The organism is Sporomusa aerivorans (genome assembly GCF_041428895.1).
Classification (GTDB): Bacteria; Bacillota; Negativicutes; order Sporomusales; family Sporomusaceae; genus Sporomusa; species Sporomusa aerivorans.
In genome coordinates this window covers 3,145,050-3,170,634 of record NZ_CP156926.1, presented here as the reverse complement: position 1 = coordinate 3,170,634, position 25,585 = coordinate 3,145,050, and the positions used below count along the sequence as shown (strand labels likewise).

23 protein-coding genes and 1 other annotated feature are annotated in these 25,585 nt (G+C 47.9%); of the genes, 6 read left to right on the top strand and 17 right to left on the bottom strand.

Translation table 11 applies throughout. The features are described from left to right. Window positions 1–94: 94 nt before the first annotated feature. The 3 genes from SATMO3_RS14940 to SATMO3_RS14930 are packed head-to-tail and all read left to right on the top strand — an operon-like array spanning window position 95 to window position 4,317. Window positions 95–964: an ABC transporter substrate-binding protein gene (locus SATMO3_RS14940; RefSeq protein ID WP_371381573.1), complete on the top strand. Its 870-nt coding sequence runs from the start codon at window positions 95–97 to the stop codon at window positions 962–964. A gap of 25 nt (window positions 965–989) precedes the next feature. Continuing rightward, window positions 990–2,963 (top strand): peptidase U32 family protein, encoded by a 1,974-nt coding sequence (locus SATMO3_RS14935; RefSeq protein WP_371381572.1) that lies wholly within the window; start codon window positions 990–992, stop codon window positions 2,961–2,963. Between the two features lie 49 nt (window positions 2,964–3,012). Further along, entirely contained in the window at window positions 3,013–4,317 is a 1,305-nt protein-coding gene (locus SATMO3_RS14930; protein WP_371381571.1) for an aspartate aminotransferase family protein, read from the top strand. A 297-nt stretch (window positions 4,318–4,614) separates the two neighbouring features. Here the strand turns inward: SATMO3_RS14930 and SATMO3_RS14925 are convergent, their stop codons facing one another. From SATMO3_RS14925 to trmL, 9 genes are all read right to left on the bottom strand, one after another. After that, window positions 4,615–4,890: a hypothetical protein gene (locus SATMO3_RS14925; protein ID WP_371381570.1), complete on the bottom strand. Its 276-nt coding sequence runs from the start codon at window positions 4,888–4,890 to the stop codon at window positions 4,615–4,617. 142 nt (window positions 4,891–5,032) lie between these two features. After that, the gene (locus SATMO3_RS14920; protein WP_371381569.1) at window positions 5,033–5,479 is read right to left on the bottom strand and encodes a cell division protein SepF; all 447 of its coding nucleotides are present in this window, start codon (window positions 5,477–5,479) and stop codon (window positions 5,033–5,035) included. 204 nt (window positions 5,480–5,683) lie between these two features. Next, window positions 5,684–7,402, bottom strand: a complete 1,719-nt coding sequence (locus tag SATMO3_RS14915; RefSeq protein ID WP_371381568.1) for an adenosylcobalamin-dependent ribonucleoside-diphosphate reductase — start codon at window positions 7,400–7,402, stop codon at window positions 5,684–5,686. Window positions 7,403–7,560: 158 nt separating this feature from the next. Continuing rightward, a complete protein-coding gene (gene typA, locus SATMO3_RS14910; protein WP_371381567.1) occupies window positions 7,561–9,372 on the bottom strand; it encodes a translational GTPase TypA in 1,812 nt (603 codons plus the stop codon). 288 nt (window positions 9,373–9,660) lie between these two features. Beyond that, a complete protein-coding gene (locus SATMO3_RS14905; RefSeq protein WP_371381566.1) occupies window positions 9,661–11,271 on the bottom strand; it encodes an MBL fold metallo-hydrolase RNA specificity domain-containing protein in 1,611 nt (536 codons plus the stop codon). A gap of 165 nt (window positions 11,272–11,436) precedes the next feature. Next, a complete protein-coding gene (gene murB, locus SATMO3_RS14900) occupies window positions 11,437–12,354 on the bottom strand; it encodes a UDP-N-acetylmuramate dehydrogenase (protein WP_371381721.1) in 918 nt (305 codons plus the stop codon). Between the two features lie 7 nt (window positions 12,355–12,361). Continuing rightward, window positions 12,362–12,712 (bottom strand): YlbF family regulator, encoded by a 351-nt coding sequence (locus SATMO3_RS14895; RefSeq protein ID WP_371381565.1) that lies wholly within the window; start codon window positions 12,710–12,712, stop codon window positions 12,362–12,364. 68 nt (window positions 12,713–12,780) lie between these two features. Next, complete coding sequence (locus SATMO3_RS14890; RefSeq protein WP_371381564.1) at window positions 12,781–13,635, bottom strand: TIM barrel protein; 855 nt, start codon at window positions 13,633–13,635, stop codon at window positions 12,781–12,783. A 23-nt stretch (window positions 13,636–13,658) separates the two neighbouring features. Then, the gene (trmL, locus tag SATMO3_RS14885; protein WP_371381563.1) at window positions 13,659–14,117 is read right to left on the bottom strand and encodes a tRNA (uridine(34)/cytosine(34)/5-carboxymethylaminomethyluridine(34)-2'-O)-methyltransferase TrmL; all 459 of its coding nucleotides are present in this window, start codon (window positions 14,115–14,117) and stop codon (window positions 13,659–13,661) included. A gap of 187 nt (window positions 14,118–14,304) precedes the next feature. On the opposite strand from trmL, the gene SATMO3_RS14880 reads away from it, so the two are divergent. Both SATMO3_RS14880 and SATMO3_RS14875 read left to right on the top strand, forming a co-directional pair. After that, window positions 14,305–15,402: a PRK06851 family protein gene (locus SATMO3_RS14880; RefSeq protein WP_371381562.1), complete on the top strand. Its 1,098-nt coding sequence runs from the start codon at window positions 14,305–14,307 to the stop codon at window positions 15,400–15,402. A gap of 228 nt (window positions 15,403–15,630) precedes the next feature. Next, window positions 15,631–17,250: an SGNH/GDSL hydrolase family protein gene (locus SATMO3_RS14875; RefSeq protein ID WP_371381561.1), complete on the top strand. Its 1,620-nt coding sequence runs from the start codon at window positions 15,631–15,633 to the stop codon at window positions 17,248–17,250. Here SATMO3_RS14875 and SATMO3_RS14870 read toward each other — a convergent pair. From SATMO3_RS14870 to phoU, 6 genes are all read right to left on the bottom strand, one after another. Continuing rightward, window positions 17,219–18,127 carry a prephenate dehydrogenase gene (locus SATMO3_RS14870; protein WP_371381560.1) on the bottom strand — a complete coding sequence of 303 codons (909 nt, stop codon included), beginning with the start codon at window positions 18,125–18,127 and terminating at the stop codon, window positions 17,219–17,221. The two genes, SATMO3_RS14875 and SATMO3_RS14870, sit on opposite strands and share 32 nt — an antisense overlap. After that, on the bottom strand, window positions 18,124–19,140 hold the full coding sequence (gene aroF, locus SATMO3_RS14865; RefSeq protein ID WP_371381559.1) for a 3-deoxy-7-phosphoheptulonate synthase: 1,017 nt from the start codon (window positions 19,138–19,140) through the stop codon (window positions 18,124–18,126). The genes SATMO3_RS14870 and aroF overlap by 4 nt, the downstream gene beginning before the upstream one ends. A gap of 121 nt (window positions 19,141–19,261) precedes the next feature. Next, window positions 19,262–19,506, bottom strand: a binding site (T-box leader). A 56-nt stretch (window positions 19,507–19,562) separates the two neighbouring features. Further along, complete coding sequence (locus SATMO3_RS14860) at window positions 19,563–20,000, bottom strand: zinc-ribbon domain-containing protein (RefSeq protein WP_371381558.1); 438 nt, start codon at window positions 19,998–20,000, stop codon at window positions 19,563–19,565. A gap of 38 nt (window positions 20,001–20,038) precedes the next feature. Then, window positions 20,039–20,284: a TIGR03905 family TSCPD domain-containing protein gene (locus SATMO3_RS14855; RefSeq protein WP_371381557.1), complete on the bottom strand. Its 246-nt coding sequence runs from the start codon at window positions 20,282–20,284 to the stop codon at window positions 20,039–20,041. Window positions 20,285–20,365: 81 nt separating this feature from the next. Then, on the bottom strand, window positions 20,366–21,997 hold the full coding sequence (locus tag SATMO3_RS14850; protein ID WP_371381556.1) for a putative manganese-dependent inorganic diphosphatase: 1,632 nt from the start codon (window positions 21,995–21,997) through the stop codon (window positions 20,366–20,368). Window positions 21,998–22,009: 12 nt separating this feature from the next. Then, a complete protein-coding gene (gene phoU, locus SATMO3_RS14845) occupies window positions 22,010–22,681 on the bottom strand; it encodes a phosphate signaling complex protein PhoU (protein WP_371381555.1) in 672 nt (223 codons plus the stop codon). A gap of 188 nt (window positions 22,682–22,869) precedes the next feature. Here phoU and uvsE point away from each other — a divergent pair, with 188 nt between their 5' ends. Then, a complete protein-coding gene (gene uvsE / locus SATMO3_RS14840) occupies window positions 22,870–23,826 on the top strand; it encodes a UV DNA damage repair endonuclease UvsE (protein WP_371381554.1) in 957 nt (318 codons plus the stop codon). A gap of 1 nt (window position 23,827) precedes the next feature. Here uvsE and SATMO3_RS14835 read toward each other — a convergent pair whose 3' ends face one another. Both SATMO3_RS14835 and SATMO3_RS14830 read right to left on the bottom strand, forming a co-directional pair. Further along, on the bottom strand, window positions 23,828–24,898 hold the full coding sequence (locus SATMO3_RS14835) for an ABC transporter ATP-binding protein (RefSeq protein WP_371381553.1): 1,071 nt from the start codon (window positions 24,896–24,898) through the stop codon (window positions 23,828–23,830). 14 nt (window positions 24,899–24,912) lie between these two features. Next, window positions 24,913–25,572, bottom strand: a complete 660-nt coding sequence (locus SATMO3_RS14830) for an ABC transporter permease (protein WP_371381552.1) — start codon at window positions 25,570–25,572, stop codon at window positions 24,913–24,915. Between the last annotated feature and the right edge of the window lie 13 nt (window positions 25,573–25,585).

The window sequence follows — 25,585 nt, the reverse complement described above, 5'->3', positions numbered from 1 at the left end:
GAATTTAATCACCTATTTTGTCGTTTTACCGGCAGGTATTAATACACTAAATGTGGAAACTGTATTAAAAAAGAAACATTGAGGTGTTGTACGTTTGTATCATATAGGAATTCTTCAGCTAACACAAAATCTGGACGATGCAGTGCACGGCTTTAAGTCCGGTCTGTCTGAGCAGGGCCTCACTGCAGAGTTTCACTATTTGAACGCCGACGGCGCCGCAGGTGACTTGTCGCTGCTCGCCGGTAAGCTGGCAGAACAAAAAGTTGATCTCATTTTTGCCTGTTCTACGCCGGCGGCCCAGGCTGCGGTCGGCTTACCAGGCAATATACCGGTTGTGTTTACGCCTGTTTTTGACCCTGTGGGCGTGGGTCTGGCCGCTACCATGGACAAGCCTGGCGGGAAAACTACCGGCGTAGCGGGTATGGTTCCGGCTGCCGCTAAAGTGGCTTTTATCCGTGAACTATTGCCTGCTGCCAAGACGATTGGCATTTTATACCACAGTGGCGACGGTAATGCTCTCCTGGAGGTAAAGAACTTTAAAGAAGCAGCCGAAAATGAATTTACGCTTATTGATTTGCCGGCAGACAAACCGGAGGACCTGTCTATCCTGGCCGACAGACTGCCACCGGAGCTGGATGCCTTATTTTTGCCAATTGGCAGGATTATTGAAGAAAACTTCGCCAGTGTAGCCTACTATGCCGAAGCAGCCAACCTGCCGGTTATCACCTCACATGCTCCCAATGTTCCGTTAGGTGCGCTAGGAGCACTGGTAGCCAATCACTTTGAACTGGGGCGCGCCTGTGCGGTCAAGGCGGCACAGATTCTTGCCGGTACCAAACCCGGGGATATTCCTGTTGGCATTGCCGATAACCCGGAGATTCAGCTTAACGCTTTTGCCGCCGCCAACCTGGGGGTTATGCTGCCGCAGTCTCTGCTTGCCAAGGCGCGGGAAATATACGAATAATTAAAGAAAATCTGGAGTGAAATACATGCTATTAAACCGGCAATCTGTAGAATTATTAGCGCCTGTCGGCACCTGGGAAGTGCTGGAAAACGCCGTTAATGCAGGCGCAGACGCCGTCTACCTTGGCGGTAAACGCTTTAATATGCGTCTGCACCGTACAGACACGAATTTCGATGACGAAAAACTGTCCAAAGCCATTAAATACGCTCATGCCAATAACGTTCGGCTGTATGTTACCGTTAACAATCTCATTAGCGAGCAGGAAATCCCCGGTATGCGGGAATATCTTAAACTACTTAACGCGCTTCAGCCTGACTCGCTCATCATACAAGACCTGGCCATTTTGGAGCTGGCGCGTGAAATGGACATTACGGTGCCGCTGCATGCTTCAGTCATGATGAATACTCATAATGAACACGCGGTAAAAGCCTTGATGGATTACGGGATTACCAGGGTGGTAACCAACCGCGAACTGACCTTGTCCCAGCTTACCCTGCTTAAAGAACGTACCGGCATCGAGCTGGAATATTTCATTCATGGCGATATGTGCGCGGCTCACAGCGGCCAGTGCTTCCATTCCGGAGTGGTCTTCGGGCAAAGCTCCAATCGCGGCCGCTGCCTTAAGCCCTGCCGCTGGCCGTATCAGCTCGTTGATACAATGACCGGTACGGCTGTGACTGATAAAGACCCTGGACCTTACAAACTGGCTATGAAAGATATGTGCATGTATACGGCCCTGCCGCAGCTCATTCAGGCCGGCGTTTGTTCTTTCAAGATCGAAGGACGCATGCGTACCGCTGATTTTGTTGGCCGGATAGTGAAAATATATCGCAAGGCCATTGACCGTTATATCACCGATCCTGCCGGCTATACCTTTGATCCGGCCGACTGGCAGGACCTTTACGATTACCGGTCCCGTGACTTTTCCACCTGCTATGCACTTGGCAACCCGGGCGCCAGCTCAATCGGTTATTCCGGCGAGCGCGAACCCCGCTTTTTCAGTCAGGCAGTCAAAGAAGCTCCCCTGACAGCGAATACTGCTGTTCCGGCAGTCAATGCCGCAGCTACCGTTTCGGCAGACCATCCTCTGCCTCACCCTCGTCCCGCGCTGGCAGTACGGGTAGCTGACCTTACCGCACTTGGCACGGCGCTTGCTAGCGGCGCTGATATCGCCTATGTTGGCGGCGAAGCCTTCCGGCCCTATAAACCCTGGTCTTTACAGGATATCGCAACCGCTGTTGAAATGGCCAAGCAACATAACGCCCAGGTTGTTGTCACGACACCGCGTATCACCATGGAACGCGAAACCGGTGAGCTTGAGCAGTTATTCACGGCGCTTACGGCTGTCAAGCCACATGGAATTATGGTTGCTAACAGCGGCATGCTGCGCCTGGCACGGCAAATTTCCGGGCTGCCTGTACAAACCGATTATTCGCTGAACCTGTTCAATCACCTGACAACCGCCTGGCTGCAAGCCAACGGAGCCAGCAAGGCAACCTTATCCCTGGAGGCCACCTATGAGCAAATTGCCGAATTGGCCAAGCATAGTACACTGCCGCTGGAGGTGATTGTTCACGGCCCAACCGAAGCCATGGTGCTTGACCACTGTGTACCGTCGGCTGTCCTGGAGAATACTCCTCCCCTTCCCTGCCAGCATATCTGTTCGGACCGGCAATACTCCTTGCTGGACAGCGCCGGCGAACGTCATGACATCAAAATTGACCAATACTGCCGCAATCATATTTTATTCGCCAAAGATTTATGCCTGCTGCCCCATTTACCGGCCTTAGTAAAAGCCGGTATCAACCAATTCCGTATTGAAGGTCAGCACTATACCCCTGAACTAACCGGTATGCTCACCGCTATTTACCGTGGCGAGCTCGATAAACTGGCTGCCGGCGGCAACTACGTCTTTGATAAATCTTTTGTCGACAAAATTGCTGCCGCCAGTCCGCGTCAATTGGGAATTGGCGCTTTCCGCTACCGCATCTCAAGATAAGTTAATTTAAGAAATCTCCTCTTGCCGGAGGAGTGTTACGAGGTGAATTATGTCCGCTAATAATACTGACCGGTATATCGGCCCCGCAGAGGTGCTTCGCAAAAAGAAGGACTATATCATTCCCTGTGTATATCATTTTTACGCCGAACCTATGCAATTAGTTAAAGGCGAAATGCAATACCTTTATGATACTACCGGCAAGCAATACCTTGATTGTTTTGCCGGTGTGTCGGTGGTTAACTGCGGCCACTGCAATCCTGAGATCACCAAGGTCATTTGTGACCAGGTTACTACCCTGCAGCATACCTGTACAATCTATCTTACGGAAAACATTGTAAACCTGGCCGAACGCCTGGCTGCTATTACTCCTGGCCGCTTGCAAAAAACTTTCTTCTGCTCCAGCGGCACGGAAGCCAATGAGGGCGCTGCCCTGCTCGCCTCCATTTACACCGGCAGACAGGAGTTCATCAGCCTGCGGCAAGGCCTGCACGGCCGCACCAAACTGACTATGAGCCTGACCGGTCTGTCCATGTGGCGCACAGATACCAGCCCGGTCGGCGGCATTAGCTTTGCGCCCAACGCCTACTGCTATCGCTGCCCGTATGGCAAACGTCATCCTGAATGCGACCTTGCTTGCGCCAATGAGATAGAAACAATCATTAAGACAAGTACTTCCGGGCAGGTTGCCGCTTTGTTCGCCGAACCCATCCAGGGCAATGGCGGCATCATTACTCCACCGCCCGGTTATTTCAAGCGGGTAAAAGAAATACTCGATAAATTCAATATCCTGTTAATCGTAGATGAGGTTCAGACCGGTTTTGGCCGTACTGGCAAGATGTTTGCCATTGAACATTATGACGTAGAACCTGATATCATGACAGTGGCCAAGGCGTTAGGCAACGGCACGCCGGTCGGCGCCTTCACCACCCGGCCGGAGATCGCCGACAAATATACCCGCCCGGGAGCCTCAACGCTCGGCGGCAACCCGGTTACCTCTGCGGCTGCTATGGCAACTATCGACTTCATTACTAAGAATGATCTGCCCTCACGCGCCGCCGAACTTGGTGATTACCTACGACAGGGTTTGACCGAACTGCAGCTAAAAAATCCTTTGCTGGGCGATATACGCGGTCATGGACTTATGCTGGGGGTAGAAATGGTCAATGCTGATAAATCACCGGCTGCGGTACAGCTCGACCTACTCCTGGAGCAGATGAAAAACCGTGGTTTCCTTATTGGTAAAAATGGACCGGAACGGAATGTTATGGCTTTCCAGCCGCCGCTGGTCATTACCCGCAAGGACCTGGACAGCCTGTTAAACAACTTAGCCGATGTGCTGGCAGCTTTGACTTAATGGAATAACGCAAAAGCGTCCTGTATAGGGCGCTTTATTTTTTAGTCTTAGCCTTATAAAGGTTCGCGACACACTTGCCAAAGAAGCCTGGAAGGCCAAACTGGAGGAAACCATGCAGGCCATATACAAAAAAGCCGCCGAACTGGGCGTCCAGGTATCAGGCGAACACGGTCGCGCAGGCCAAACAGCCCTATTTGGCCTGTTCCTTAGGAACTGAGCATATCGGCTTATTGTGGAATACCTTTGATCCCAAAAACATATTGAATCCCGGAAAAGTTTGCTGGAAACCACACGTCATTAACCGCGCATACGCACTCTTTGTATTTTTTTCCGGGTGCGGCCAGCCAAGAGCGGCGGCATGGCAGGCTGACGCTGCCTGTCGGCCATTAAGCGAACCGTATGCGCCGTCAATATAACAAGTGCAAAGCCCCCCCAAAATCCGGCAAATATCCGGCCCGTCTCAGACTCCATAAATACAGGCCAGTTGACTGAAAATACAATAGCCATAGCACTAAGCGCAATCAAGCTAATTAATGAGCCGAACCTGGTGTTTTTCGCTTTAAACCGTTTCATAGTTCCCCTCCTGCTTTGTAGTTAATTCTCAATAAAACATATGATATGAGGGGCCTCATTATTAACTTTGAAATTAAAAAAGCTGTGCACTGTAATAAATACAGCCGCACAACTTTTTAATCAGGAAAGAAAGCCATTCACTTTACACACGCACATAAGTAGGAACGGAGTAGGCAAAGATTTTCTTATCTACTTCAATGTTGGCATAGGCATACAGGATCACTCTGTCTGACACCCGCTGAACACAGCCGCCCAGCACATAACAGACCCCATTTAAGAAATCGCTCATACGTTGCTGAGTCGCAGCATCTACTTGCTGATAATTTATTACAACCGCAATATTGCTCTTAAGATAATCGGCATACATCTGCACATCGTCAAAGCTTGTCGGCAAGTCCACGTACAACTTTAGGTTTCCTGGCTGCTGCGTGTGAACTTTTAGTTTAGGACGACGTTCCTGTTCCTGAATCATCATTTCTTTTTGATTTGTTTCTTTTGCCGCAGACGCTTCCGCTTTTTCCGGCGGCGCCGTTTCCTCTTCAATAGGTATCAAAAAATTAGCTAATTTATCAATTAATCCAAGCGCCACCGATAAACGCCTCCCTAGGATTTTTTACTCCAAGTTTTGGAAGGTATTCGACATATATTATGCTGATTCCTGCCAGACTAGGGCGAAAATTCACTGCAATGGAAAAAAAGGGTAAAATATCCTACTAAGCTAGGACTTTATTACTAGTAAAGCAAAGAAAAAATTACATTATCACCAAAAAAACCGGCTTTGCAGCCTATTTGGTTAATCTAAACGACATTCTTCACAAGGCACATTGACGCCATGGGTAAGAACTTGTTGTTCGCGACTGGCGTCACGGTATACAGTTACCCCTTTGCACCCTTTAGCATACGCTGCCCAAAATACCTCGGCCACATTTTGCCTTGTAGCATGTTCAGGAAGATTGACTGTTTTGGATACACCGTTATCAGTATATTGCTGTGCGGCTGCCAAATGGGCAACATGCCAGGCAGGTTCAATACCGTGCGCCGTAGCAAGCACTTTAGTAACCCGTTCCGGCAACCCCAGCCCCGCCACACTGCCTGTTGCAGTTATATGCTCCTTAACCTTCCGGCTGAATAAATCGTGCTTATTAAGATAATTCAAGGCTGCCATGTTAATGCTGGTAATCAACTGGCCTTCCAGGACCCTTCTGGTCATTGCCAGTCCAAATAACGGCTCTATGCCGCTGGAACAACCGGCAATCATACTAATGGTACCTGTCGGTGCAATCGTAGTCACTGTGGCATTACGCATATGACTGTAACCTAATGAAGGATAGACACTGCAGCCGAATGCCGGGAAATTACCGCGTTCCCGTCCTAATTCAGCCGACATCGCTCTTGCCTCGTCGCTGATGAAATGCATAGTATCGCGCGTCAAATCTACTGCCTGCTGGCTGGCATAAGGCAAATCCAGCAGTATAAACACATCGGCAAGCCCCATAATTCCCAACCCTATTTTCCGTGTCAGTCCGGTGGCGGCAGATACTTGCGCCAAAGGATAATGATTCACGTCAATGACATTATCCAAAAAACGCACTGCTGTCCGGACAGTACGGGCCAGCTTTTCTTTATCAAGATACATGCCCTGACCTTTACCGGCAATCATCCGGGTAAGATTCACGGACCCCAGAACACAGGATTCGTAGGGTAATAGCGGTTGCTCCGAACAGGGATTGGGAGCTTCAAACCTGCCTAGCGCCGGTGTAGGATTGGCTTTGTTAACAGTATCCAAAAAAAACAAACCGGGCTCACCATTTTCCCAGGCCATCTCCACCAGCAGGTTAAAAATTTCAGCAGCCGGCACACTTTTAAGGATAGCTCCGTTACGGGGATTAATCAGCTCATAATTGGTCTGATTTTGGACTGCCCGCATAAATTCGTCGGTGATACCTACCGACAGATTAAAATTATTGAGTACATCCCGCCGGCGTTTCGCTGTAATAAATGTAAAAATATCCGGATGGTCGACCCGAAGTATAGCCATATTGGCGCCACGCCTGGCGGCACCTTGCTTAACAATCTGGGTAGCCGCATCGAAGATATGCATAAAAGATACCGGCCCGCTGGAAGCGCCATCGGTTACGCTGACGATGTCCCCTTCCGGGCGCAGCCGCGAAAAAGAAAATCCGGTGCCGCCACCGCTCTGGTGAATCAGCGCAGTGTATTTCAAGGTGTCAAATATTCCGGGTAACGAATCCTCCACCGGCAGAACAAAACAGGCAGCCAACTGGGCTCTTGCTTTGCCGGCGTTGATCAGTGTGGGGGAATTGGGAAGAAAGGTCAGTGAGGACATCAGCGCATAATATTCCCGGGCAGCAGCGGCAACATCCCGGCCGTAAGCCGCTTCCGCTTGAGCAACGTGATCAGCCGCACGCTTAAATAAATCCGCCGGTGTTTCCTTCCCGCGCAAATATCTTGCCTTGAGCACAGCTTCAGCTTCAGGTGATAACGTTATCATAGTTACCCTCCCGGATTTAATTATAGAACGAGATTGCCAGCCCGCACCGGCAGTGACCTCCCTTGTTTCTGAAAGTCAACGCCAATACAGTTAAGCAATCTCGTTTATAATACGCATTCTGGTGTCAAATGGTATCTCGCAAAATACTCTACTGTTTACTAAGCCTCTTTTTTCCGTTCCCGGCCGCGTGTGTGTCTGTCAAGAATGGTTTTCCGCAACCGGATGCTTTGCGGTGTAACTTCCACAGCTTCATCATCATTTATATATTCAAGCGCTTGCTCCAAACTCAGGATTCTTGGCGGAGTTAAACGAATCGCATCGTCTGAGCCGCTAGCACGCATATTGGTAACATGCTTTTTCTTGCAAGGGTTAACGTCCATGTCCATTTCCCGGGCATTTTCGCCGACAATCATCCCCTGGTACACAGCTTGCCCCGGGACGACAAACATAATACCTCTGTCCTGAATACTGTTTATGCCATAGCCGGTAGTTTCGCCATCCTCAAAGGCCACCAGGGCGCCGCGGGTGCGGCCGGGAATGTCACCTTTATAGGGTACATAGCCATGAAACACATGATGCATAATGCCATTCCCTTTAGTATTGGTCAGAAATTCCGATCTAAAGCCAATAAGTCCTCTGGCGGGAATAACAAATTCCATCCGCAGATAGCCGGCCAGTTCCACCATATTAACGAGCTCGGCCCGCCTGGTTCCCAGCGACTCCATAACGGCTCCCATGAATTCCTGCGGTACGTCAATTGTCAAAAATTCCATAGGTTCGCAGCGTTTGCCCTGAATCTGTTTATAAATTACCTGCGGCTTGCCGATTTGCAGTTCATAGCCCTCGCGCCGCATGGTCTCAATAAGAATAGATAAATGCAGCTCGCCCCTGCCGGCCACTTCGAATGCGTCCGGGCTGTCAGTTTCAATGACCCGCAAGCTGACATTGGTTTCGGCCTCACGGAACAAACGTTCACGCAGATGGCGGGAGGTAACAAATTGGCCTTCCCGGCCGGCAAACGGACTTGTATTAACCGCAAACAGCATGGAAAGTGTCGGCTCATCAATCCGGATTGCCGGCAGCGCCTCCGGATTCTCGGTATCGGCAACCGTATCCCCAATGTTGACTGATTCGAGACCAATCATGGCAATAATATCACCCAGCGCCGCATCTTTAACTTCAGTGCGCTTTAGGCCTTCATATATATACAGTTTGCCAATTCTTGCCTTGCTTTCGCTTTCACCGTTTAGGATGGCAACATTCTGGCCACCGGCAATACGCCCTCGAACTACCCGGCCAATAGCAATCCGGCCGACGTAATCATCATAGTCAAGCGTTGTTATCATAACCTGCAGCGGGCCGTCAATATCGCCATGCGGTGCAGGTATGGTCTTCTCAATACATTCAAACAGCGGCTGCAGACTATCACTGTCATCAGCCATCGCCATTTTCGCAATCCCCTCTCTGGCGGTGGCATATACAACCGGGAAATCGAGCTGATCATCATTGGCTTCAAGTTCAATAAACAGTTCCAGAACTTCATCAACAACATCTTCCACCCGTTGATCCGGACGGTCAATTTTGTTAATAACCACAATTGGCTTCAGTTTCTGTTCCAAAGCTTTTCTCAGCACGTATTTTGTCTGGGGCATGGGTCCTTCGAAAGCATCTACTAACAGCAATACGCCATCAACCATATTGAGCACCCGTTCTACTTCCCCGCCGAAATCGGCATGCCCCGGAGTATCTACAATGTTAATCTTGGTATTGTTATACATAACTGCTGTATTCTTGGACAAAATGGTGATGCCGCGTTCACGTTCCAGGTCGTTGGAATCCATGACCCGTTCGGCAACATGTTCGTTTGCGCGGAAAACACCGCTTTGTTTAAGCATAGCATCCACTAAAGTTGTTTTGCCATGGTCGACGTGAGCAATAATAGCAATATTACGTAAATCGTTGCGTTCCATATAAATGACTTCCTCCCTATAATAAAGAAAACACGGCTTACAGAGCCCTTAGCAGTCGCTCAAGCCCGATGCTGCGTCTGTACCTCTGAAGCGGTATAAAGAAAACACGGCCTGCTCCGGGGTTTGTCGAAAGCAAAAGCTGTGCTGTCCTAACCGGCAAGAAAGTTATACTTTCTATCAGAGCAAACAAAAGGATGCATTTATTTGCACCCTTTTGTAGTGTCATGCACAATTCACTATATTATACCAGCCAACAGATGTCAAATTAAATTTATTAAATACCCTATACTATGACCATAATTCGTGCAATGTCTTTTTTATAAAAGTCCGGATTTTCTCAGCCTGCCTTATTACTTGCTGAAGTTTGCCGGCGTCGGCGGCAACCAGTTCTTCCAGTCTGCGCCGTGAATCGGTATATTCTTTTTCCATTTCGTCGAGGTATTCCCTAAGCAGCTGAACAGCAGGTTCGACGGTAATAGCGGAAGGCTCTACCTGCCAGTTGCGCCCGGCAATAATAATCGAGTCGCCGTATTTGGGAATATAGGTGGGAATGCCGAATTGGCCGCTAATCTGTTTGGCGAATGGCTCAGACATCTCGGACTCGCCATGCACAATAAAGATATTGGCCGGTTTGGTTTTAAAATTTCCCAGCCAGGTAGTCAGCTGGTTGCGATCGGCATGTGCCGAAAAACCTTCAAGATTATATATCTTGGCTTTTACACTGATTTCTTCACCCATAATTTTGACCTTTTTAACACCTTCCAACAGGCGCCGCCCCATACTGCCCTGAGCCTGATAGCCGACAAAAAGCACTGTGCTTTCCGGCCGCCAGAGATTATGCTTTAAATGGTGCAGAATACGCCCGGCATCGGCCATACCACTGGCAGAAATAATGACAGCCGGATGATCCAGCTTATTGATGGCCTTGGATTCATCTGAGGTTTTGGTATAAGTCAACTGTGGCAGCCGCAGGGGATGATCGGCATCCTTATATAACATATCATACGCTTCTTTGTCATATTCCTGTGAATTTTTCAGAAAAATATCAGTGGCTGAGATAGCCAGCGGGCTGTCAATTATTACTGGAATATCAGGAATAAGTCCGGCCTTGAACAGACTGTGCAAGTGGTAAAGAATAGTTTGGGTCCGGCCTACGGCAAAAGACGGAATAATTATGTTGCCGCCCTTGGCCACACTGTCATTAATATATTTCGCCAAAAGCTCCACCGGGTCACTGGGATCATGCTGCCGGTCCCCATAGGTAGACTCCATAATAACGTAGTCAGCATAATCAATTACTGCCGGATCTTTGATGATTGGCTGTTCCGGCTGTCCCAAGTCGCCGGAAAACAGAATCTTAGCGGTTTGTCCATTTTCAGTCACCCATATCTCAATCATGGATGATCCCAAAATATGACCAGCTTCCCTAAATTGAACAGTCATTTGGTCATCCAGCTTCAATTCGGTATCATAAGCAACAGGCGAAAACTGTTTAAGACAGGCGTACGCCTCATCTACCGTATACAAGGGTTCTATCGGGTTACGACCGGCCCGCTGACCCTTTCGGTTGGCAATCTCGGCATCAAATTCCTGAATATGCCCGCTGTCAGGCAGCATTATGCTACATAATTCAGCTGTAACTTTTGTTGCATAGACAGGGCCTTGAAAGCCTGATTTGCATAGCCTGGGTATAAGACCGCTATGGTCAATATGAGCATGAGTTAGAAACACTCCGTCAATTTCAGCAGGATTATATAAGAAGGGACGCCGGTTTAGCGCTACAATGGCTTTCGAGCCCTGAAACATGCCACAGTCAACTAAATACTTTTTTTGTCCAAATTCCAAAAGATAGGAGGAACCGGTTACCATTCCGGCCGCTCCTAAAAAAGTTATCCGCATTGGCTTATCTCCTTTTCAGCTTGATGGCTAACATATCCGTCGTTTCCAGCGTGTGTAGAGATCTAATTTTCTAAATTCAACAAGTCCGGTCAATTTCCTGCAAAAATAGTAAAAACCGGGATATTAATCATTTCCCGGCTTCTTCTTGCTGACCCTATATTTACCCTATTCTTCACCCAGAACCCGTACTTCCGGATGCAGTGATACACCAAACTGCTTATACACACTGTCCTGCACTTTGCTGATCAACGCCAGTACATCCTGAGCGGTAGCGCCACCGGCATTAATAATAAAGCCGGCATGCTTGGTAGAAACCTGTGCACCGCCAACACGAGTCCCTTTTAGTCCGGCCTGTTCAATCAGGGTGCCGGCGTAATGTCCTTGCGGGCGTTTAAACGTGCTGCCGGCACTGGGCATTTCGATCGGCTGTTTGCTATGTCTTTTGGTAGTATAATCATCAAGCCTAACCCGAATTGTAGCGTCTTCACCATCGCATAAAGCCAGTTCAACTTCACATACTATACAACCATTTTCCTGAAACACACTATGCCGGTAACCAAACTGCAGGTCTTCCCGCGTGAACCGTCTTAAGAGACTGTTGCCGCATACTGCGGTTACTGCGTCTACTACTTGACCCATTTCCCCCTCATAGGCGCCTGCATTCATAAAAACAGCGCCGCCAATGCTGCCCGGTATACCAATGGCAAATTCAAATCCTGTCAGATTAAATTCCGCCGCATATTGGGAAACATCAGCTAATAACGCTCCCGCTCCGGCAAAAACAGTAGTACCGTCATGCCGGACGTACCCCATCTCAGGGCCAAACTTAACGACCAGACCGCGAATTCCCCTGTCAAGTACTAAAACATTAGAGCCATTTCCCAGCACTGTAACAGGTACATTAAAGTGCTGAACGATATCCAGCAGCCGGGCTACTTCCTGCAAGGAGGCCGGAAAAGCAAGATAATCGGCCGGACCACCTATACGGAATGTGGTATGATTGGACATCGGTTCATTAATTAGCAGTCTTTCCGGGGGAACAGCTTTTTTTAATTCGGCAGCAAACTCCACAGGCATACTCATCACCATCTCATTTTTTGCCAAATAAATCCATTCCTTCGGCGACCGCATCGCCAATTATTTTGTAAATATCAGCAGCGACCTGCTGAAAACGCATGTGGGCATGGATAAAGTCTCTGGCCTTAGGATTCACTAGAATGAGCTCATACATTTTCTGCAATTCCTGAGACTGTTCTTTATCTTCAGGATTGCCGGCCATTAAATCATACTCAGCTGCCAGCTTTTTTTTTAAAAAATCCTGCACCATTGTCTTACTTGTTATGTCACTGTCAATACTCTGTTTAGCGGCCAAAAAAGCCCGGTATTCCTCAGAATTTCTTAATGCTTTACCCAAATCATGCGCTTTGTCGTGCACGGTCATAATGATTCCTCCAGTTCACCATCTATCTTATGCTTAGCCGCTGGCATTTATACCCTACCGGCCTCCTTCTATTTCAATAACGCCCGATAGAAATCCTGCATAGTTTTGGCATCCTGCGCCTGTGTACCGGCTGACTCGGAAATAATTCGCGGCGTATACCGGCGTTCAGCAATAACCGCCAGCAGAGGCTCATGAGGCGGTCCAAAAGGATCAGCCAGCGTCCAATGGCGTTTTTCTCCCGCCTTGGTAAATTCAATCCGACTAAAATGTATATGCAAATTTTGCGCCGCTTCTTTTCCCAGTGCTCCGGCTATTTTATCAAATACGGCGGCAAATTCCTCACTGGTTGTACAGCCGCCGCCTGATACGGCATGCAAATGGCCAAAATCAACAGCAGGCCGCACATAAGCAGACATCTTACATAATTCCAGAACTTCATCCAGTGATCCCAGCTGATTTTGCTTGCCCATCGTTTCAGGCAACAGCAATGGACCTGTTAATCCCTGCCTGTCCACCTGTTCCAGAACCCTGGCAAACAGGCGCTTGGCCCGTTCCATCGCCTGGCGACGGTCATTGCCTTTGCCTGGGCCGCCAATATGAAATACAATCCGTTCTGCACCCATCCATTGGGCAACCTCAAGTGAACGCAGGAAATGACGCTGGGTATTCGCCGCAATCGTTTCATCTTCTGTAGCCAGGCTAATATAATAGGGTGCATGAATACTGAGCTTGATACCGTAACGCTTAGCCTGCTCACCTACTAATTCAGCAGTAGGCTGCCTTACATTAACTCCCCGGCTGCATTGATACTCATAAGCGCCAAGTTTAAGGCTCGCCAGCCATTCCGGCATATCTGCCGACGCTTTAAATCCGGCTTCATAAAATGCATCGGGGTTGCCGGCCGGACCGAATTGTGCAAACATGACGTCACCGTCCTAAAATTTCATCATCTTAAGCCTGAATAATTCTGTTGCCTAAGCGCTTCATAAACTACAACAGCTACTGCGTTTGACAAGTTAAGCGATCTGGCATCATCAACCATCGGAATACGTACACAGTTATTTGGATAGGCAGCAAGCAGCGCCTGCGGCAATCCGGCCGTTTCCTTGCCAAAAACCAGGAAGTCTTCCGGCTGGTATACAATATCACTATGTCGTTTACCGGCCTTAGTGGTATTGAAATAAAAATTATTTGACGGGTATAGCTTTTGAATCTCTGCAAAATTTTCATGAACATGAACTTTTACTAAATGCCAGTAATCCAGTCCGGCCCGTTTCAGGTACTTGTCTTCAATGGAAAAACCCAGGGGTTTAACCAGATGCAGCTCACTCCCTGTAGCGGCGCACAGTCTGGCAATATTTCCGGTATTGCCGGGTATTTCCGGTTCCACCAGTACAATATGCATCAAAATCACTCCAGTTATACAACTAAAAAAAGACTAAGGTATTAATTATTCTACACAGAAAACAAAAATCCTACCCGTTCCCTGCCAGCTCTGCCAAATCTGCGTAAATTCAGATATACTCACACAAATTCAATCATAACATTATACATAGACATTAATGGCAACTGCCATAAAAGGGAGGAAGAAAATGGCTGGAGAAAAAATCAAGCATGTATTCCCTGGCGGCAATACTCCCCAAGGATTTTATTCTTATTACGAATATGTAATACCTGTTAACGCAACCCGGATTTTTTTACTAAAAGGCGGTCCTGGCGTTGGCAAGTCGACCTTTATGAAAAAAATTGGCCAGGTCATGCTGGAACGCGGCTATAACATTGAACACCACCACTGTTCCAGCGACCCCAATTCTCTGGATGCTCTGGTCATACCGGCACTCAATATTGCCCTGATTGACGGCACTTCTCCTCATATTGTCGACCCTAAACATCCCGGCTGTGTTGATGAAATACTAAATCTTGGTGAATACTGGGATGAAGCTGCACTGATTAAACATAAAGCTGCCATATTATATTACACCAAAGAAATAAGCCGTAGCTTTCAGCGCGCTTATCGCATGCTTACAGCCGCCAAGGCCGTCTATGACGATTGGGAAGCCGCCAACAGCGAAGCTATGATTTTTTCACGGGCTAACGAGAAAATAGCTGCTGTTATCACCAATGTATTCAGCGGTGTAAATACTGTTGGCTATGGCAAGAACAGGAAGTTGTTCGCTTCCGCCATTACACCGGCGGGTCCGGTTAATTATATCGATTCTGTCTCTGCAGGAATTCCCTTCAGGTACATTCTTACAGGATTGCCAGGCACAGGCAAAGCCACGCTTCTCGCCGCGGTTGCCGCTGCTGCCATAGCCAAAGGCCTCGATATTGAAACCTACTATTGTCCGCTTGATCCGCAAAAGATAGAACACGTAATAATTCCGTCTCTGGATACGGCGCTCTTAACTTCAACACCGCCGCATAATTTATCTGCCAGCGAAGCGGCTGCTACGATTGATATGAATGAATGTCTTGATCAGACTATTATTGACAAATTAACAGCAGTTACTGACTATGATCGCACCGCCTTCTGGGAATTCTTCGGCAAAGCCGGGTCATATATTAAAGAGGCCAAAAAATTGCATGATGAACTGGAAAAATTTTATATTCCTAATATTAATTTCTCCGGAGTCGATGAACTTTGGGAAAACACATTGGCAAGAATAGTCAAGTGCTGTGAAAAACAATAAGCGTTAAGTATAAAAAAAGAAACTTTGTGGAAATACTCACAAAGTTTCTTTTTTATTCAACTTCTTATGTCTTGCCGGTGTTAGGAAATACTATAATGTGGTAAGATATAGAAAACACGGCTTGCACCGAGCCTCAGGCGAAAGCGGGAGCCGATATTGCCGTTTATACTAGTAACAATATACTTTCAGTATGAGAGAAGCGCTAAATAAATCCGGTAGGTGTAGTGTTTGAAAAAAATCGTTATTATTATTTTCCTGATCCTGGCAAGCCTCTATGCATTGGAAACCTCGGCCGCTGTCGGGCTGAGTCAGTTCAAACCGCAATTAACCATCAACTATACGGCTAATGAATATGTATTGAGCTGGCCTAAACTGCCGTATCCCGTACTATATCAGGTTGAGGCTTTAAGCACTCCTCCCGGAGATGACCAATTGGAGGCGGGAAGCTCAGAACGCATTGTCAGTTACCGGACAGTAAAAAATAAGTTGGTCATTGACGAAAACTTTCCGTTTCACACTTACTGGCGTGTATCAGCGCAAACGCTGTTTCACAGACCCTTGGGCAAGTACTCTAACTATATCAGCCTGTCCGAAGTCAACGGGCAGGAAACAGAAGATTTCGACAAGGTCAAGCCGCAACCCACTTCTTTCTATCCTGCCAGTCAGCCGGCTTCTACCCGTCCAATACTAACCTGGACGGTAGTCCCTGGCGCAGTGTACTATGAGCTTGAATTTTTGACTGCACCCCCGGAAAATCCTAATGATGTTCTTCCCTCCGAAAACCAGATCCGCATTACCCGCGAAGTCTTTACCAACGGCTATCAGGCTGATTTTTCCTGGTATGAAGGCGAATGCATTTTATGGCGGGTTCGGGCTCTCAATCAGAAGGGTAATCCACTGGGGGTGTTTTCCAATACCGCAGAACTCTGGATGAACCGCGATGTGGCTGCGCCTGTCAAGCCGGCTCTTAATAACCGGTCAAAATTTGCCGCTTTGCCGGTGCCGCTGTATCCGGCCTACTCCTGGATACCACTTCATGGAGCAATCAGTTATGAAGTCGAACTTACCCGCCGGCCTCCGGAAAATCCCAACGGGATTGAGCCTTCCCAATACCGCATCTGGAGCAAGACAGTTACCAACCTCAATGACTGCTATGACGACCAACCCCGCCTGGTCCCCGGTATATACTACTGGCGGGTTCGCGGGATTGATGCCGCCGGTAACCCTGTTGGGGTATATTCCGATACTGCGGAATATACTGTTGATTTAAGCCGTGGACAATATGCCGCAACTTTTGGCGACAGCATTACTCATGGCGGCGGCGCCATCTCTTATTCACCAGCCGATTATGAGTACAGTTTTCAGAGCTATCTGCACTTCCCCGCCGTCAATCTGGGCAAAAGCGGCGATACCTCAGAAACCATGCTGGCCAGATTTGATCATGATGTACTGCCGTTCAGGCCTAAATTTCTAATTATTCTTGGCGGCACCAATAGTCTGCGCGGCGGTGTTCCTGCCGCACAGGTCATCGCCGATCTTGGCTCGATACGTGATAAATGTTTTGTCAACGGCATCAGACCTATATTTTTGACTTTACCGCCAATCAATCCCGCCGCTATCGATACTGCTTTTAATGAAGAAACCGTTAGTAATTGGCAGGAAGAGTTTGCTGCTGTCAACCATTTTATTCGCCAACAACGATACTATATCGATATTGAACCCTATTTTACCGACATCAACCATGAGCTTCCCGACCATCTGGCCATTGACGGCCTTCACCCGGATATAGAAGGCAAAAAACTAATGGCGCAAGTCATTAACGCCCATTGGGCAAGGGTTGTTCGGTAACCATCTGTTCCATTTCCAGCAGTTCATCACGCCGCTTTTTGGCGGCGACAAAAAACGAATGAACACAAGCGCGGTCACCTTGCCGTACGGCAGTTGCCACCCGGCTTATGATATGAATGAATTTTTCCAGACTATCCGCAATGGGTTCGGCATTAGTCATACAAATATCGGCCCACATATCGGCATTGGAAGAAGCAATCCGCGTAGTATCGCGAAAACCGCCCCCTGCCAGTTTTATACTGCTGTCCTGATCTTCAGAGTATGTCAGTAAATTTACTAAAGCAGCGGCGCCAATATGCGGCACATGGCTAATAAGAGCAGTACACCAGTCATGATTGCCTGCGTCCATCACGGTAATTCGTGCTCCGGTCCAGCCAACAACCCGCCGGACGCTTTCGACAGCCTGCGCACTAGCTGCCGTGGCAGGAGTGAGGATATACCATTTATTGCAAAAAAGCTGTTCATCGGCGGCATCAATGCCGCTTTTTTCGCGCCCGGCCATGGGATGACCGGGCACAAAATGAACTTCAGCGGGAAGTATTGCCGTAATCTGCTCCATTAGATAACGTTTTGTACTGCCTGTGTCTGTTAAGATGGCCCCTGGCTTAAGAAAGGGTGCTATTTCTTTTACCAGTGAGGTAACCTGCAGCACCGGTGTGCAGAGAAAAATCATATCAGCGTCAATAACACCGGCTTTATGGTCAGTAGTGACACTATCGGCCGCACCACGCTGACGGGCTTTAAAAAGTGACAGTTCATTAGTATCAATACCTATAATTTCAACGGTATTGCCTTTAACTGCCTTAAATGCAAGAGCGAGTGAACCACCTATCAAGCCCATACCGATAATCGCGATCCGCCTAATACCTAGTGTCATGCCATTCTCCTGCCTACCGCCTGGGCAACCGCACTTGTTTCCTGCATGAGAGCCTGGAAGTTCTCCGGCGTGAGCGACTGATTACCGTCAGACAATGCTTCCGCCGGGTTAGGATGAACTTCAATCATGAGGCCGTCGGCTCCACCGGCAACTGCTGCCCGCGCCATCGGCCGCACCAGTTTCCATACACCGGTGCCATGACTGGGATCTACAATAACCGGCAGATGGCTTAAATTTTTCAGCGCAGCAACCGCACTTAGATCCAGCGTATTGCGGGTATAATCCTCAAAGGTACGGATGCCACGCTCGCAAAACATAACATTAAAGTTACCCTCACTCATAATATATTCGGCCGCATGCAGCCATTCGTTAATAGTTGCCGCCATCCCCCGCTTTAACAGGACAGGCATGCCGCTTTTGCCTACTGCCTTAAGGAGTTGGAAATTTTGCATATTGCGGGCCCCGATCTGCAGTACATCGGCGTAAGCGCTTACCACCGGCACGGACTGAATATCCACAACTTCTGTTACAACTTTAAGACCGGTCAGACTCCTGGCTTCCGCCAGCATTTCCAGTCCTTTTTCTTCAAGTCCCTGGAATGAGTAAGGCGAAGTTCGCGGTTTGAAAGCACCGCCGCGAAGAAATTGCGCCCCGGCAGCCTTGACAATGTTTGCGGACTCTAGCAGTTGTTCCCGGCTCTCAACAGCGCAGGGTCCGGCCATTACAACCAGATTGACGCCGCCGACAAGCACTCCGCCGACATCTACAATAGTATCTTCGTTTTTAAATTCCCGGCTTACCAGTTTATAGCCTGCGGTAACCGAAATGGCTTTTTCCACTCCAGGCATGGCTTCTAATGGCAATTGCGCCATTAATTTTTTTTCGCCAATTAGACCAATAATGGTACGAAGTTTACCTTCTGATAAATGTACTTTTAATCCAGCCCCGGTTACGCGGGCGACAACTTGCTCAATCTCATTCTGGGTAGCTGATGGACTCATTACAATAATCACCTTGATCGCCTCCATTACTATTTTGTCCCGGTAAACACGCGGTTATATTCTCTCTCCTAGGCAGAGAATGCTGCGCGTACTTTCCAAGACCGATGAAAATATAAAAACCCCGCCCCCTGTACACAGGGGCGAGGTTTAAATCGCGGTACCACCCTGCTTGCTTAAATAGCAAGCCACTTTTTCGGGTACAGGAAAAACCGATACCCTAGCCTATGTTAACGGTGGCAATCCGGCGCAGTCTACTTGCCTGGCGTTCGACCTGCTGCTCACGGGTGTATTTCAATAAGTACGCCTACCGGGTCACACCGCCCCCCGGCTCTCTGATAATAGCGCTACAAATCTACTTATCCCGTTCATTGCATTTAAATATCCTATTGGAGAAAAATATACCACGGAAACCATCCACTGTCAATAGCTATTAGTTAGCAACAATTTTTGCGAAACGTAATATTATACCAGGCAGCTCCCTCTTTGTCCACTTGGCGCCAGCCGGACTGCAACAGTTTCTGCAAAAGATCTTCGAAAGCTTTTCTATGACGTTTATTTTTTTGATCAGGATTAAAGGAGCAGGACATAATTTCGATTTTAGCCGAAGTCGCGATAACGGCCTCTCCCTGCTCACCGGCCTGAAAACCCGCAGGATTGACAAGCCGGGCCTGAAATTCACCTATGTCACGGGGAAATATACCCCACCGCTCGCCGGTTGCCTGGTAAATAATCTCGCAGGTAAGGTTTTCGTTGACGGTTACCTCACTGTTACTACTGACATCAGCCGTCTCGATCTTGGGCAAAGCTTGCCCGCACTGGTGGCAAAACTTAGCTTCTGCCGGCAGCTTTATTCCGCAATGTACACAATACATAGTATGCTCCTATCTTTCAAGCCGCGGGTTATTACCTGTCATTTACAGTACATTTCTTCCAGGGCCATGGCCAACTGATCCGGGCAGGAGGTTTCTTTATTACCACATTTGATGCCTTTTAGCTTACTGATAACATCTGTCACTTTCATCCCTGCAGCCAGCCGGCTGACACCCTGCAAGTTACCCGGACAGCCAGACAGAAATTCAACATTCTTCACAACGCCGTCTTCTACAACGAATTCAATTTTTTTTGCGCAGACACCACTGGTTATGTAAGTAGCCATATACCCCATTCCTTCCGCAAGATGATAATTACGGGCACAATTATAACATAACAGCACTATCCGCACCAGGATTTATTTGAACTATAAGCGGCGAACCGCCTCGATGAGCGGCGGAACCACCTGTTTTTTCCTTGACATGACTCCTGGTAAATACCAAGTGCCGTCAGGGCGGCCTTCCCCGAAAGCAGCCGCTATCAAACCGGAAGGCTGGCCATAGTAAAGCAAATAGGTAGATTCGCCTAGAATTCCGGTAATAAGCAATATCGCCATATTATACTGCTCTTTTTCACAAATAGCCTGGAGAGCGTCCTGTAAATGACTCTGCTGGCTAAGTATCGCCTCAGGATCCATCACGGAAATCTGACTGATGGCAACATGATATTCGCCAATTTGAAATTCTTTAAGGTCGGTAGATATGATTTCACCCGGACTCAGCTTGGCAATAACCGATCCGGCCGTCAGCATCCCCATTCCGAACTCCTGAATATCAACGCCTGCTATCGGCGCCAGTCTAGCCGCAGTATCACGGTCTTTTAACGTTGCGGTAGGTGATTTAAATAAAACAGTGTCTGATATGATGGCAGCCAGTAATATGCCGGCGATGTGCCTGGGCATGGCAATATTCTGGTGCCAGTACATATTGGCAACAATGGTTGCGGTGGAGCCTACCGGCTCATGTCTGATAAAAATCGGTTCACTTGTTTCCAGTCCCCCTAAGCGGTGATGGTCTACTATTTCCACAATTTTTGCTTCTTCAATTCCATCCACCGCTTGTGAACGCTCATTGTGATCGACGAGAATAACCTGATCACGTTCAGGAACGATTAACCGGTCACGGTCAATCAGCCCTACTACTTTGCCGTTTTGCACAACCGGGTAGTTGCGGTAACCGGTACGAATAAAAATACTTTTTATATCTGCGACCATATCGTCAGGTTTAAAGGAGGTAACTGTCGTTTTCATTACCTTGCGCACCGGGATGCTCTGATTGATCAGCCGCCCGCACGTGTAGGTATCGTAGGGAGCTTTGATAACATAGGTTCCAGCTAGTTTAGCAGCTTCAATCACTTCGGGCGCAACCTCAAAACCGCCGGTTATAATCAGGCAAGCCGCGCCGACTTCGATGCAAGCCAACTGCGCATTGGTACGGTTGCCCACCAAAACAATGTCACCCGGTTGTATCACCTTGGCCATGGTTTGGGTACGGGAAGCGGCTATTTTAACGCGGCCTTCAATCCGGTTTGCTAAATCTCCGCCACACACCAAAGTACCGGTAAGGCTACGGAGAATCCCGCCATAATCAACACCGGTTTCTCTTAAATCCTGCATACCCAATTCATTAACATAACGTTCCGCTAAATCTCCGACAGTAACAATACCGACCAAACTGCCGTCACTCTCGACAACAGGTATAGACTTAACACTATGTTCCTTAATAAGCTGCCCTAATTTTCTAAGTGTGTTCCAGGGATGGATCACAACAATTTTTTCGTGCATTACATCTTTCGCTCGCGGATACATATCCAGAATAAGCTTTGGCGTTGGAACATCAAAATAATCCAGCACATATTTGGTCTCGGCATTGATTTTTCCGGCACGGGCCGGAATAACCTGCTCCCCCAAAAGGTCTTTAAGATAAGTATAGGCTATGGCTGAGCAAATAGAGTCAGTATCAGGATTGCGATGACCTATTATATAGATTGGCTTGGACAAGTAGTTTCACTCCTAGGATTTTTTATCTCTCATGCGGTAGCCGGTAGCAATATAGAATACCCATTCAGCAATATTTGTCGCCCTGTCAGCCACCCGTTCAATATAACGGATGGCAACATTGTATTCAAGAACGACTTCCTGATTGCCAGGATTATCGATGGCAATATTCAGTATATCTTTAAGCAGTTGTTTGTTCAGCTTGTTCACCTCAACATCCCGCTCTCTAACTAGACTCGCGAGATTAGCATCATTTAATTCATATGCCTTGATCGAGTCGGCAAGCATTTCGACAGCCATATCTCCCAGCTTTGTTATCCGGGCTGACACTGGCGCAAGCGACGATAGCTCCAAGCCGGGAAACTTCTTTTGGACTATCTTGGCAATATTATTGGCATAATCAGCAATTCTTTCAATTTCATTGGCAATTTTAATACTCGAAACCAGGAATCTTAAATCTATCGCTGCCGGCTGCTGTGTTGCCATAGTTACAATGCATTTGTCATCAATTTCTTTATACATAGCATCTACTTCTTTTTCATATTGCCGCGAACGCATTGCACAGGAGACATCATTCGTTGTAAAAGAGCCGACTGCCATCTGCACCGATAAAGTAGCCCGTTCTCCCATATTCTTTATTGCCTCGCGGATACCGGTAAGCTCTTGCATAAAATTAGCCCTTAACACAACAATCATCTCCTTTGTTATTATGTGACAAAATTAGCCAGTGTTAATCTATTAATAGTTCGCCATAATGAGAAGAATCCCCTTTATAATTTCGGTTCAGTGTTACAGTAGTAAGGAATAACTGACTTAGTTATAATATATATTAACATATTTCACAAATATGATTTTGACTAACAGAGGTACATATTATGCGAGTTAGGTTTGGCTATGTTGCGATTGCCCTAAATATCGCCGATGGTTCGCCTAACAAAACAGTTACGGCAACTTCGCTAGCAAAAATAGCTGACCAGAAGGGACGCATTAACCGGTTACGGCGCTTAACACAGGAAAATTTAGCCACTACACTTCGCATATTGCGTTACAATGCGGCCCATGGTATTCATTTTTACCGCTTTACCTCCAAAACCGTTCCCCTGGCCACTCATCCCTTAACCGCCAATACTTGGAATTACCTTGCTGATTTTGCCTCCGAATGGCAGGAAATCGGCGATTACATTAAAAGCCACGGCATGCGTGTCAGCGCTCACCCGGATCATTATACTTTGCTTAACAGTCCTAAGACAGAGGTGCTGGCTGCCTCAGTCAAGGATCTTGACTATCATGTCAATATGCTGGAAGCCATGGGCCTGCCGACTGCTCCGCAGTTAGTTATACATGTTGGCGGCGTCTATAAGAATAAAGAAAGTTCGCTAGACAGATTTGTCAGCCAGTTTAACAGTTTATCTGACCGGATTCGCCTGCGGCTGATGCTCGAAAATGATGATAAAGTGTATACTGCCGCCGAAGTGCTGGCGCTGTGTCAAGAAATTTCCGTACCCATGGTGCTTGACGTCCATCACCATTATTGCGCTAATAACGGTGAAACTGTGGCCGATTTATGGCCTGATATTGTCAGAACCTGGCATGGGGCTATACCCAAAATTCATATTTCCAGTCCCAAGAATATGAAGGAGTTCCGCAGTCATGCCGATTTTGTTGAAGTAGCCGATGTTCTCCCTTTTCTCACTATGGCCGGTAAATTCGGCCAGGATGTTGACGTTATGATAGAAGCCAAAAATAAAGACCAGGCATTATTCAAGCTTCTGGATGAGCTTGAGAAAATACCTGGTATCAACCGGATTGAACAAGCAGTTATTGAAATATAAACTAAACAAGCTGAATCTCATCAGGATTAAAGCCCACTTCAATATTGTCCCCTAAAGACAGACCGCTTGTCTGCTCCCGCGGCGCCCGCAAAGTTAAAGCTAAACAACTTGACTTAATGCTGACTTTATAGGCTCCGATACCCGGAGTAATGGCGCTTATCGTGCCATTAAGCGTGATGAAGGGCCGGCACTCCCGCATAGGACTCTGATTCAGAATATAAATAGCATCGCCAGGCAGACAGCAAGCGGACGGCCTGGCTGGAGCCGGTGCATTCTTGCTGAATTCAATGCCGCCAGGAAGACGTATCATCACACTGGATCCGCTGCATTCCACCTGGCACGGCAGAATATTGTCCATATCCACCAAATTAGCCACCGCCTGTGTTGCCGGCCGGCGAAGAACGGCTTCCGGACACTCATCCTGAACAATCCGGCCGCCCTCTAAAACCACAACCCGCTCGGCAAAATACAATACATCGTTGAAATTATGGCTGACCAGTAGAACTGTCAGCTTATTTTGCATTGCAACCTGTCGCAAATCACTAAGAATCGCGGTGCGTGAAGCCGCATCCAGAGCGGCAAAAGGTTCGTCCAAAAGCAATAACTGCGGCTGATAAACAATTGCCCGGGCAAGCCCGACCCGTTGCGCTTCCCCGCCTGACAATTGGTTTGCCTGCCGCCTGGCCAAGTGCTGACACCTAAATGTGGCAAGGGCAGCAGTAACCTTTTCGGCTATCTGACTGTCAGGGCAACCGCGAAATTTAAGCGGTAAGGCAACATTATCATAAACAGTACCTCTCACAAGCAGCGTCTCCTGAAACATCATAGCACTGTAAAAACGGGCATTTTCCCGGCCATATTTAGCAGCATCCTGACCAAACAGAGTAAGCGTCCCCTGCTGGTATGGCAACAACATATTAATTACCTGCAAAAGCGTACTTTTTCCTGCCCCGTTGGCACCAGCCAACGCCACCATTTCGCCGGCAGTTACAGTCATATTATCTATGTCGAGTACAGGCCGGCGATTGCGGTATATTTTTATCCCGGCCAACTGAATAATGGCTTTGCCCATAGTCCTCCGCCTGCTCATTTTGCCGCCCTGTTTTGCAGATACGTCAGGGCGGCAACTATGCTGTACGCTACCAGTAACAGGATAGCACTAAGCGCCAGAGCAGTATCATAATTTCCTTTGCCGACTTCCATAACGGTAGCGGTTGTTAATACTCTGGTTTGTCCCTTAATGTTTCCGCCCACCATCATGGAGGCCCCCACTTCAGATACTACGCCGCCAAAACCAGCCATAACAGCAGCCAGCAGACCGAGTCTGGCTTCCCGTATAAGCAGCATATTGGCCTGCCATTTGGAAGCTCCGAGAGACATCAGTTGTAGACGAAGCTTAGGATTAAGGCTGCTGATTGCAGCAAATGACAAACCGGCAACAATGGGGCTGGCAATTACGGCTTGGGCAATAATCATGGCCCAGGACGTATACATAATCCCCAGCATACCAAGAGGGCCATACCGCCAAAGCATTAAACTCACCACCAATCCCACAACGACAGGCGGTAACCCCATGCCAAAGTTAACAACGCTGACAAAAAGTTTTTTTCCCGGGAACTCATTCAGCGCCAGCCAAAGGCCCAGTGGCACTCCCAGTATTATACTTATCAGCGTAGCCGTCCCCGAAACCTTAATGGTCAATAATGTTACCGCCAATATCTCAGGATCCTGCCAAAGATTATCCATAATACACTGTAAT

Bases quoted from the DNA above. Each gene is read 5' to 3' on its own strand.
- SATMO3_RS14935 (WP_371381572.1), top strand. From the start codon at position 990: ATGCTATTAAACCGGCAATCTGTAGAATTATTAGCGCCTGTCGGCACC.
- SATMO3_RS14930 (WP_371381571.1), top strand. From the start codon at position 3,013: ATGTCCGCTAATAATACTGACCGGTATATCGGCCCCGCAGAGGTGCTT.
- SATMO3_RS14925 (WP_371381570.1), bottom strand. From the start codon at position 4,890: ATGAAACGGTTTAAAGCGAAAAACACCAGGTTCGGCTCATTAATTAGC.
- SATMO3_RS14915 (WP_371381568.1), bottom strand. From the start codon at position 7,402: ATGATAACGTTATCACCTGAAGCTGAAGCTGTGCTCAAGGCAAGATAT.
- typA (WP_371381567.1), bottom strand. From the start codon at position 9,372: ATGGAACGCAACGATTTACGTAATATTGCTATTATTGCTCACGTCGAC.
- SATMO3_RS14905 (WP_371381566.1), bottom strand. From the start codon at position 11,271: ATGCGGATAACTTTTTTAGGAGCGGCCGGAATGGTAACCGGTTCCTCC.
- murB (WP_371381721.1), bottom strand. From the start codon at position 12,354: ATGAGTATGCCTGTGGAGTTTGCTGCCGAATTAAAAAAAGCTGTTCCC.
- SATMO3_RS14895 (WP_371381565.1), bottom strand. From the start codon at position 12,712: ATGACCGTGCACGACAAAGCGCATGATTTGGGTAAAGCATTAAGAAAT.
- SATMO3_RS14890 (WP_371381564.1), bottom strand. From the start codon at position 13,635: ATGTTTGCACAATTCGGTCCGGCCGGCAACCCCGATGCATTTTATGAA.
- trmL (WP_371381563.1), bottom strand. From the start codon at position 14,117: ATGCATATTGTACTGGTGGAACCGGAAATACCCGGCAATACCGGAAAT.
- SATMO3_RS14880 (WP_371381562.1), top strand. From the start codon at position 14,305: ATGGCTGGAGAAAAAATCAAGCATGTATTCCCTGGCGGCAATACTCCC.
- SATMO3_RS14870 (WP_371381560.1), bottom strand. From the start codon at position 18,127: ATGACACTAGGTATTAGGCGGATCGCGATTATCGGTATGGGCTTGATA.
- SATMO3_RS14860 (WP_371381558.1), bottom strand. From the start codon at position 20,000: ATGTATTGTGTACATTGCGGAATAAAGCTGCCGGCAGAAGCTAAGTTT.
- SATMO3_RS14855 (WP_371381557.1), bottom strand. From the start codon at position 20,284: ATGGCTACTTACATAACCAGTGGTGTCTGCGCAAAAAAAATTGAATTC.
- uvsE (WP_371381554.1), top strand. From the start codon at position 22,870: ATGCGAGTTAGGTTTGGCTATGTTGCGATTGCCCTAAATATCGCCGAT.
- SATMO3_RS14835 (WP_371381553.1), bottom strand. From the start codon at position 24,898: ATGGGCAAAGCCATTATTCAGTTGGCCGGGATAAAAATATACCGCAAT.
- SATMO3_RS14830 (WP_371381552.1), bottom strand. From the start codon at position 25,572: ATGGATAATCTTTGGCAGGATCCTGAGATATTGGCGGTAACATTATTG.